Source organism: Pseudorhizobium tarimense (assembly GCF_022968135.1).
GTDB lineage: Bacteria > Pseudomonadota > Alphaproteobacteria > Rhizobiales > Rhizobiaceae > Neorhizobium > Neorhizobium tarimense.
The window spans coordinates 220,354-229,817 of record NZ_JALJRA010000009.1 but is presented as its reverse complement, the minus strand read 5'-3'; the positions used below and the strand labels follow the sequence as shown (position 1 = coordinate 229,817).

Annotated in this window: 10 protein-coding genes and 1 pseudogene; 4 read left to right on the top strand and 7 right to left on the bottom strand. The window is 62.3% G+C overall.

Annotation, left to right across the window (positions count from 1 at the left end):
* The 3 genes and pseudogenes from MUU54_RS13195 to MUU54_RS13185 form a co-directional block, all read right to left on the bottom strand.
* A pseudogene (locus tag MUU54_RS13195) lies at positions 1-251 on the bottom strand (sugar ABC transporter permease); the annotation flags it as partial.
* A 46-nt stretch (positions 252-297) separates the two neighbouring features.
* Entirely contained in the window at positions 298-1,566 is a 1,269-nt protein-coding gene (locus tag MUU54_RS13190; protein ID WP_247244478.1) for a D-tagatose-bisphosphate aldolase, class II, non-catalytic subunit, read from the bottom strand.
* Position 1,567: 1 nt separating this feature from the next.
* A complete protein-coding gene (locus tag MUU54_RS13185; RefSeq protein WP_247244477.1) occupies positions 1,568-2,551 on the bottom strand; it encodes a tagatose kinase in 984 nt (327 codons plus the stop codon).
* A 324-nt stretch (positions 2,552-2,875) separates the two neighbouring features.
* Here MUU54_RS13185 and MUU54_RS13180 point away from each other — a divergent pair, with 324 nt between their 5' ends.
* The 4 genes from MUU54_RS13180 (at position 2,876) to MUU54_RS13165 (ending at position 7,242) form a co-directional block, all read left to right on the top strand.
* Entirely contained in the window at positions 2,876-4,189 is a 1,314-nt protein-coding gene (locus MUU54_RS13180; protein ID WP_247244476.1) for an ABC transporter substrate-binding protein, read from the top strand.
* 129 nt (positions 4,190-4,318) lie between these two features.
* Positions 4,319-5,089, top strand: a complete 771-nt coding sequence (locus MUU54_RS13175) for an L-iditol 2-dehydrogenase (RefSeq protein ID WP_247244475.1) — start codon at positions 4,319-4,321, stop codon at positions 5,087-5,089.
* A 16-nt stretch (positions 5,090-5,105) separates the two neighbouring features.
* Positions 5,106-6,119: a zinc-dependent alcohol dehydrogenase family protein gene (locus MUU54_RS13170; RefSeq protein ID WP_247244474.1), complete on the top strand. Its 1,014-nt coding sequence runs from the start codon at positions 5,106-5,108 to the stop codon at positions 6,117-6,119.
* A 103-nt stretch (positions 6,120-6,222) separates the two neighbouring features.
* On the top strand, positions 6,223-7,242 hold the full coding sequence (locus tag MUU54_RS13165) for a LacI family DNA-binding transcriptional regulator (RefSeq protein WP_247244489.1): 1,020 nt from the start codon (positions 6,223-6,225) through the stop codon (positions 7,240-7,242).
* A 168-nt stretch (positions 7,243-7,410) separates the two neighbouring features.
* Here the strand turns inward: MUU54_RS13165 and MUU54_RS13160 are convergent, their stop codons facing one another.
* From MUU54_RS13160 to MUU54_RS13145, 4 genes are all read right to left on the bottom strand, one after another.
* Positions 7,411-7,914 carry a DUF6692 family protein gene (locus MUU54_RS13160; RefSeq protein WP_247244473.1) on the bottom strand — a complete coding sequence of 168 codons (504 nt, stop codon included), beginning with the start codon at positions 7,912-7,914 and terminating at the stop codon, positions 7,411-7,413.
* Positions 7,914-8,363, bottom strand: a complete 450-nt coding sequence (locus MUU54_RS13155; RefSeq protein WP_247244488.1) for a DUF305 domain-containing protein — start codon at positions 8,361-8,363, stop codon at positions 7,914-7,916. The genes MUU54_RS13160 and MUU54_RS13155 overlap by 1 nt, the downstream gene beginning before the upstream one ends.
* A 117-nt stretch (positions 8,364-8,480) precedes the next feature.
* Positions 8,481-8,789, bottom strand: a complete 309-nt coding sequence (locus tag MUU54_RS13150; protein ID WP_247244472.1) for a c-type cytochrome — start codon at positions 8,787-8,789, stop codon at positions 8,481-8,483.
* Positions 8,790-9,122: 333 nt separating this feature from the next.
* Entirely contained in the window at positions 9,123-9,455 is a 333-nt protein-coding gene (locus MUU54_RS13145; RefSeq protein WP_247244471.1) for a four-helix bundle copper-binding protein, read from the bottom strand.
* Positions 9,456-9,464 lie beyond the last annotated feature (9 nt).

Genomic DNA, 9,464 nt, shown 5'->3' with positions numbered 1-9,464 from the left:
ATCGTGATCAGCAGGACCCCGCCGACGATCATCAGCGTGTTCCAGATCGACTGGAAGAAGGCGGGATCGGTGTAGAAAAAGCGATAGTTGAAGAGGCCGGCGAAGCTGACATTACCGGGATTGAGGAGGTTGTAGTTCTGGAACGAGAACCACAGCGTCATCGAGAGCGGCACGATCATCCAGACCAGCAGAAGAATGACCGACGGTGCCATCATCAGGCGGGCCAGGCCCCGTGTGTTCTGTGTTGCCATTGAAGGATCCCTCCCGGTTTCTCGCCGTAGCAAGTGTTCTCCAGACCTAATGCGATGCTTGACGCACCGCTCGATCATAGACCGCGAGCACATCCTCGACGGCCGCCAGCAGCAATCCTTCCACCGTCATACCGGGGGCCGCCAGGCCCGGAAGAAACTGGTGCAGAAGCGGCAGCGGAATCGTCCGGCCGTCCAGGACCTCTTCAAGCTTCTGAACCGCGGAAGCCGCCTCGGGCCGGTTCCAATAGTACCGGATCCGGTCGCTGTAGCTATAGTGACGCTGCAGCCGGAGCGACGTCTCGTCACCGTGGTAGTGACCCTGCCAGTCGCGGGGGTCTTCGACCATCAGCCTCTCCATCACAACTGCCAGCGGACGGTCGCCATAGGAGGGTACAAGTTCGGTTGCGATCATGTCGAGAGCGTAGAGCGCCTCGCGATAGGCGAAGGTGAGGCCGGGCCCGACCTTCAGGATCGGGAAGCCGTCGCGCACCAGGGCGGCAAGCGCCCTCTCCGACTGGTAGTCCGTCGAGTGCGCCTCGAAGACAAGCCCATCATGTTCCTGCAGCACGGCCGCGAGCGCCGCAGCCTTGGGCGGCTCGTACTGGACCACGTTCTCGCTTCCGAACTCCACCCCTGGCTGGACGACGAACGCAAGAACGCGCTCGAACGCCTCCTGCAGACCCGCCGCCTGAAATATCTCCCGGTGGATGGCGATCGTGTTCCTGGCAGCTTCAGGCGCAGTGGGTTCTACGGTTTCGAGCACATGGTCCGCCCCTCCGGGAACCGGAACCTCGGTTCCGAGCACATACACAGGTAGAGAAAGACCCGCGGCCTTTGCGGCGGCCTCGGCCACACGGCACAGGTCCGCAGCCCGCGAGGCGATCGTTCTGTCGTCCAGAGCCGCCGGCTCGCCGGCACAGCCCATGGAGGTGTCGAGATGGATCTTGCCGAATCCCGCCGCGACGTAGGCCTCGACCATGTCGCGCGCTTTGGCAAGGGCCGCTTGGGGAGGCTCCTTCCGCCAAGGGTTCGGACCGAGATGGTCTCCTCCGAAGACGAGGAGGCTTCTATCAAGCCCCTCCTCCACCGAGATCGCTTCCACCAGTTCGACGAAGTCGGCCGGCGTCATGCCCGTGTAGCCGCCGAGATGATTGACCTGGTTGCAGGTCGCCTCGATCAGGACAGGCTGTTTCGTCTCGGACGCCCGGCGCACCGCCGCACGGATGACCGTGGGATGGGCCGAGCAGACGGAGGTTATGCCACGCGGGGAGCCGGTGCGGTGCGCTATCGCAAGGTCAAGCAGATGGCTGCTCATGTCAGGCCTCCAGTCTGTTTTCTTCAACAAATCTGTCGAGTTCGGCGAAGGTCGAGACGCCCTCCATGGGACCCTGGCGGGTAACTGTTCGTGCGCCTGCCGCGTTCGCGTATCGAAGGGACTCCACAGGAGAACGACCCTGCCTCCGGCAGGTCACGTAGGTCGCACCGAAGCAGTCGCCCGCTCCGGTAGGATCCAGCTCGTCCACCCTGAACGCCAGACAGTCACCGCGGTCGTTGCGGCTAAAGAAGGACGATCCCAGGGCGCCCCGCTTCAGGACGATCTCCGACAGGCCTCGCGACAGGAGTGCCTGAACGGCAGCCTCCTCCTCGTCTACTCCCGCCGCGACCGACAGCTCCTCGCCCGACGGAAGAAGGAGGTCGGCCACCGAAAGAATCTCGTCGAAACGCTTCTTCGCCTCGCCCTGCCCCGCGACCAGTTCCTTGCGAACGTTCGGATCGAACGAAACCGTTCCTCCCCTCGCCTTCACGGAAGCGACCGCCTCGGACAGGATCCGGCCGATGCCGGGAATGGCGAACGCGGATCCCATCACATGCACGTGCCCCGCACGCGAGATGAGAGCCCTTGCGGCGTCCGTCATCCGGATCTGGCCAGATGCGGACCTTGCTATGTTGAATACGAAGTCCCGCTCTCCGTCAGCACGGTAGCGGACGAATGCGCTGCCAGTCGGAGCGTCCGGCAGGACCTCGATAGCGGATACGTCTGCCCCGTCCCTCTTCAGCCGCTCTATGTTGAGCCGACCGAAGTCGTCGTCGCCGACCGCCGAGATGATTCCCGCGGCGCCACCGAGCCTCGCCACCTGGTCGACGAAGATCGCGGGTGCCCCGCTGGGGAAAGGCCCCACCAGCGGCATCGGCTCGAGGAAGCCGTTTCCGACGGACGTCGACATGATCTCGACAAGGATCTCTCCCGCGGTGATCGTCGGGCCCAGGCTCTCCGGAGCAAGAACGGGTGCGTCTCTCATGGCTCCTCCCAGGTACTCGCATTACGCTCCGGATCGACCGGAGGCCGCGAATGAATAGGAAGAGCCAAAGTCGATGTCAAACAGATTTTGTCGCGCGTAAACTTTATATCCATTCATCGTCCGCGTCCCAAAACTCAAATCTCCTATGAATCCAATCCGACGAAGCGCAGAAAAGGCGCTTTTCCGCGTATTTATGCTGCAATGCAGCACATTTTCGGGCTGATGGCGGCTCCTCCTCCGCTTGACAGATCGAACCCTGAGCGCAATAAAAGTTTACGCATGTAAGTTTTATGCGTATCAACACTCGCAATGGAGGAGATTGTCATGAGTGTCAAAGCCAGCATCCTTATGTCTTCCGCCGTGGGCTTCGGCCTGATCGCAGGCATCGCTCAAGCCGAGGAAATCTCGGTGGCGACCGTCAACAACGGCGACATGATCATCATGCAGAAACTGTCGAAGGCCTGGGAACAGGAGACCGGCAACACGATCAACTGGATCATCCTCGAAGAAAACGTTCTCCGTGAACGCGTCACGACGGACATCGCCACAGGCGGCGGACAATTCGACGTCATGACGATCGGCGGCTATGAAGCCCCGATCTGGGGCAAGGCGGGCTGGCTTACGCCCGTCGACGACCTCGGCGATGACTACGACTACGACGACCTGCTTGAGCCGATCAAAGCCGGTCTCACGGTAGACGGGAAGCTATATGCCGTGCCGTTCTACACGGAGAGCTCGTTCACGCTCTACCGGAAGGACCTGTTCGAGGCCGCCGGTATCGACATGCCCGAACAGCCTACCTACGATCAGATCAAGGAGTACGCGGAGAAGCTGACGGACAAGTCGAAGAACCAGTATGGCATCTGCCTTCGCGGAAAGCCCGGCTGGGGCGAGAACATGGCGTTCCTCGGCACCATGGTGAACACCTACGGCGGGCGCTGGTTCGACATGGACTGGAAGCCGCAGCTCAACACCGAGCCATGGAAGAAGGCGATCACCGACTACGTCGACCTGATGACCAAGTACGGCCCTCCCGGCGCCACGGCAAACGGCTTCAACGAGAACCAGACACTGTTTGCGTCGGGTCAATGCGCCATGTGGATCGACGCCACCTCCGCTGCCGGACGCGTATACGATCCTAAGCAGAGCCAGGTGGCCGACAAGGTAGCCTTCACCCGCGCACCGGTTGAGGAAACGCCGGCGGGATCGAGCTGGTCCTGGTCCTGGAACCTTGCAATTCCTGCAAGCACACAGAAGGCCGAGGTCGCCAAGTCCTTCCTGAAGTGGGCGACCTCCAAGGATTACGTCAAGATGGTCGGCGAGTCGGAAGGATGGGTCGCGGTACCTCCTGGCACCCGCAAGTCGACCTACGCCCTGACGGAATACAAGGAGGCCGCTCCGTTCGCGGAGACGGTGCTCGAGGCGATCCTCTCGGCAGATCCTGCGAAGCCGACCAAGGACCCGGTGCCGTACACCGGCGTGCAGTTCGTAGCGATCCCTGAATTCCAGGGGATTGGCACCTTTGTCGGCCAGCAGATCAGCTCCGCTCTGGCGGGACAGCAGTCGGTAGACGCCGTCCTCGAGGCCGCTCAGGCCCAGGTGACCCGCGACATGACGCGGGCCGGCTACATCAAGTAGGACTTGGCCGCCGTACGCGGCGGCCCCTCCCCAGGTGCCCGGCGCCACGCGTCGGGCACCAACCAATCGCACGGATGAAAACCAGATTAACGACCGCCCGGCGTGAGGCGGTTCGTCGGAGACCGGACCATGAGACTTAAAGACAAGGTTGCCTTCATAACCGGCGGTGCGCGGGGAATAGGCCTGGGCTTCGCGGAAGCCTTCGTCGCCGAAGGCGCGAGGGTCGTCATCGCCGACATCAACATCGAGCGCGCAACCGAAGCGGCGTCCGGCATAGGGGAAGCGGCAAAGGCTGTGAAGCTCGACGTGACGAACGTCGCCGACATCGACCGAGTCGTGAAGGACGTCGACAACGAGTTCGGCGGCATCGACATCCTGGTCAACAACGCCGCCATCTTCGACATGGCGCCGATCAACGGTATCACGGAAGACAGCTACCAGCGCGTCATGGACGTCAACCTGAAGGGTCCGCTGTTCGTCATGCGCGCGGTTTCCAACGTGATGATCGAGCGCAAGCGCGGCGGCAAGATCATCAACATGGCCAGCCAGGCCGGCCGCCGCGGGGAAGCTCTCGTCACGCTCTACTGCGCCTCGAAGGCTGCGATCATTTCGGCGACACAGTCTGCGGCGCTCGCCCTCGTCAAGCACGGCATCAACGTCAACGCCATCGCACCCGGCGTGGTCGACGGCGAGCATTGGGAAGTCGTCGACGCAAAGTTCGCGGAATGGGAAGGTCTCAAGCCAGGCGAGAAGAAGGCGCAGGTGGCGAAGTCCGTGCCTATTGGCCGCTTCGCGACGCCAGACGACATCAAAGGACTCGCCGTTTTCCTCGCGTCTTCAGACAGCGACTACATCCTCGCCCAGACGTACAACGTCGACGGCGGCAACTGGATGAACTGAAGGGAGCGGCGCGCACATGAGGGCCATTCAGTTCATTGGGAAGGGTCAGCCTGTACTGGCGGACCTCCCACTTCGCAGCGAACTCCCGGACGGGCATGCCCTGATCCGCGTCCGGGCGTCGGGCCTCTGCCATACCGATATCGACGTGCTGCACGGTCGATACGGTTCGAGTGCTTTTCCGGTCGTTCCCGGCCACGAGTACGCGGGAGAGATCGAGGCCGTTGCTGCCGATGTGGAAGGATTTAGGGCGGGCGACCGCGTTGCGGTCGATCCGAACCTTCCCTGCGGCACATGCACCTCCTGCCGTAAGGGGCTGACCAATCTCTGCACGGACCTGAAAGCCTACGGCGTCACCCACGACGGCGGCTTCGGCGAGTACAGCCTGGTCCGGGCCGACCAGCTCCACGGGATCGGCGACCTTAGCTTCGATCGCGCGGCCTTGGCAGAGCCCCTTGCCTGCACGCTCAACGGCTTGTTAGCCGCGGGCGTCGCAAAGGACTCGCCCTCGCCTTCCAACGCAATCGTCTTTGGAGCCGGTCCAATCGGACTGCTCATGGCCCTCTCCCTGCAGGCAAAGGGTGCGGGGACCGTGACCGTGGCGGACGTGAACGAAGACAGACTGGCATTTGCCTCGGCTCTTGGTCTCGAGACGGCCGTGTCTGGTTCGGACGCTCTTTCATCCCGCCGCCATGCCTTCGACTTCGTGGCCGACGCGACCGGAGTTCCGGCGGTGGTGGAGAAGATGATCGATCTGGTGGAGGATGGCGGCACGGCTCTGCTGTTCGGCGTCTGCCCGCCAATGGCGACGATCGCGATCCACCCGTTCGAGGTGTTCCGCCGCCAGCTCAAGATCGTCGGCTCGCACTCGTTGAACCGCAACATTCCGGAGGCGCTCGAAATACTGAAGGCCGACGATGGGCGGATGGCGCGGCTCGTCAGCCACAGGCTGCCGCTTGACGAAATGCTCCCGTACTTTCTGACGAAGCCTTCCGATCCAGCCACGATGAAGGTTCAGTTCGTATCCTCCTGACGGCTATGGAGGCCCGGAGCCGGGCTTTCATGAAGTGAATCCGGTGATAGAACAGCGTGCCAAGAGCAGGGACGGAGGGGACGTGCCAAAGCCGATCAAGACGATGGAGGATTTTTCGGAGTACGTCGGGCTCTCGCGTCCGACGGTATCAAAGTACTTCAACGACCCCTCCTCGGTACGCAAGAAGACGCGCGAAGCGATCGAGGACGCCCTGCGCAAGTCCGGCTTCAAGCCCAACCTGTTCGCGGTCAACCTCAACCGGCGCAGGAGCAACATCATCGGGATCATCATCCCAAATGCGCTGGATCCCTTCTACATGGCGTTGACACGTCGGATTCAGTCGATCGCCGCGGAGGCTGGGTTTCTGGCATTTGTGCTCTCGTCAGACGGGCGCCCGGAGGTCGAAGACGACGCCGTAAGCACGCTACAGTCGATGAACGTCGCGGGGGCCATCATCGCACCTATCGGCACCACTTCGAGGAACTCGGCCCTCCGGGCACTGGCAAGAGACATCCCGCTGGTCTACGTGGACGCCCCTCCGGACGAGGAGGCTTCGTTCGTCGGGAGCGACAACCGGCAGAGCTTCGGTCTCATCGTCGATTATCTTTGCCGGTCCGGAGAACCTCCCTGCTTCTTCGGGATGCCCGAAGTCAACCGGAACGCCGGGCACAGGCGCGAGGTCTATATCGAGGCGATGGAGACGGCCGGTCTGAAACCGGCGGTTCTGGATATTTCCACCGGCGGCACCTGGGATTTCGAGCGCTTCGCATTCGAGGAGGCCTCCCGCCTGTTGGAGCGCGTGGAAAACTTGCCGACACGCACCATCGTCTGCGCCAACGACCGCCTCGCGTTCGGCGTCATCGCCGCAGCCTGGCAGAAGGGCCTTAAGGTCGGTCATGGAGCCGCGTTCGACCTAAGGGTGGCCGGTCATGACGACCATCCCCTTTCCCAGTACGCCTGCCCGCCCATCACTACCGTCGCGCAGAACTACAACGAGATCGGACGGTTGGCGATCGGGTTGCTCCTGAAGAAGCTGGGAGAGGCAGACGATGCGGACGACGTCAGGCTCCGTCGGGATCAGATCTTGCTGAAATCGGACCTGATGCTGCGCGCATCCGCCTGATCGAACACCAAACCGTGTCAGCAAGGGGGCCGCCTCCAGACCGTCCGCTGTGAGGCTGCACAGCGCAAAAGCAGACTCCTGCGTCCTCGGGCGCTTGACTTTATCTTGCTTGCAACTCGTAGGGGTGGCGGAGATGACGGCCGACGATCCGCCCGATCGGGTGGCGTGCTAGCGGGCGCACTGAAGATAGCCGCCATATCCAACCCGTAGCTGGTCCCCGATTTCGAACACCATCTCGGCCTCCACGGATCCCCCTCGTGGATCTCCCTCGGGGTTCACCGAAATCCTGACTGGAGGATCTTCCGCACGGACGCCACCCTCGGCTACCGTTGCCGACAACCTGATCATCTTTCCGGCCAGCTTCATCGCACCGGTGATAGGTCCGTCGCCCGCTCCCAGAGCGAGCACAGGATTGCCTGCACTGGTATACCGGAAGGTGCATCCCGGAGGACCTCCTAGCACCTTGGCAATTTCCGCATCGACCATGGTGGCAGGATCCAAGGTTGGGACATCGGCGCCTGACACCGCCTCGCTGGCAGGCACTATCGGCGCAACCTCTTCGGCCCGTGGAGGATTCACCATGTCATCCGGCGCGGCGTTCTCGCCGCATCCGGCAAGAACGGCAGGCGCCGCCACAACGAAGAGCTTCAACGTCGATAAAGTCTTGGCCATTAGTCCCGCTCCTCCAGATCATTGATGAGATACTTCATCTCGGCGATCTCCCGCTCCTGCGCCTCGATGATCTCGTCGGCCAGCTTGCGCACCCGCGGGTCCGATATCTGGGCTCGCTCGCTGGTCATGATGGCGATCGAGTGGTGGGGGATCATCGCGCTCATGTACTCGGCGTCGTCGACCGTCGCCTGTCCTCGAACGAGCCACAACGACAGTGCAAAGACGGCGACGGAGCCGCCGAAGATCACCATGTTCATCATCTTGTTCTTGTACATGCCCAGCATGAAGGCGAGCATGATGACCGACATTGTGGCCCCCATCACAAGCGCCATCCACGCACGGGTCTCGCTCCAGTATACGTGCTCAAGTGCGTAGGTGTTGAGGTACATCAGCCCGTACATCACTACCGTCGATGTCGCGATCATGGCGGCAAAGCGCCAGTAGGACATTCCCATCGTCGTTCTCTCCTGGTGTTAGGTCGGCTACTGCTGCACCTGCGGCTGTTGTCCCTGAGGTGGCGGACTGACGGCATCACCACTCGAAGACTGCCCCTCGCCCGCGGCGGCCTACTCTTCGGGCGTCATTGCCGGAAGCTGCTTTACGAAGGCGGCAATGTTCCAGATGCCCTCGTCGCCGTGACTAGGTCCGAAGGCCGGCATCCCGGTCATCTTCGCTCCGTGCTTCACCAGCCAGAACACTTCTTCGGCTTTCCACTCCGCAGCGGCTTCGGTAAGGTGCGGCGGGATCGGTCGCATTCCTCCCGCCCATGCTTCGCGATCGGCTCCAGGGCCTGCGTGGCAGTGCTGGCACATCTGCTTGTAGGGTTCGGCCCCGGCCGCGGCCATCGCAGCAGTCAACTCTTCCGGCGCCGTCACTGTCTCGCCGCCGTTTTGGACGGAATTTCTGAAGGTCGTTCCGAAAGCCCAGCGGACGAAGGAGGAATGCTCTACGGTCGCGGCGATGTTGTAGCCGCCGGAATATACTTAGGCGACTGTCCCAAGGCCAAGCGCGGCCAGCGTTGCAACCGCTCCGCCGATAAACCAGACGGCTCCATTGGTCGTTTTCTTATCCATGTCGAACTCTCCTGTAGGCAGGGCCAGACGACCCTGCGACAGAGTGTGGACCGGCGTCCGCCGCCAGATCCTTGGAAGGCTGACGGTCGCGGCCGGCGAGAGCGCGAGGCGGCATTCCGCCTCGCCTTTGCGGTGTCAGGCGGCCATTTTCCGGCAGCTTTCGGCGCACCTGCGGCAGGCATCCACGCAGGCCTGCATGTCTCCGACACGCTCGCAGTCATCCGCGCACTGACTGCAGATCTCCGCGCACTCGCGGCACGTGTGCCTGTGGTGTTCGGTGCCGATCAGCATGAAGTGGGCAGACGTCCTGCAGATCTCCGCGCAAGCCATCATGAGCTTGAAGTGCGCCGGCTCGGTGTGTTTACCGCCCATCTCCAGGCAGTGCCCCATCGCGGACGACAGGCATTCAGCGTAGCAGGCCAGGCAGTCGTCGATGCAGGCCTTCATTTCTGGTGAAACTTGATGCATGTCCTCGAC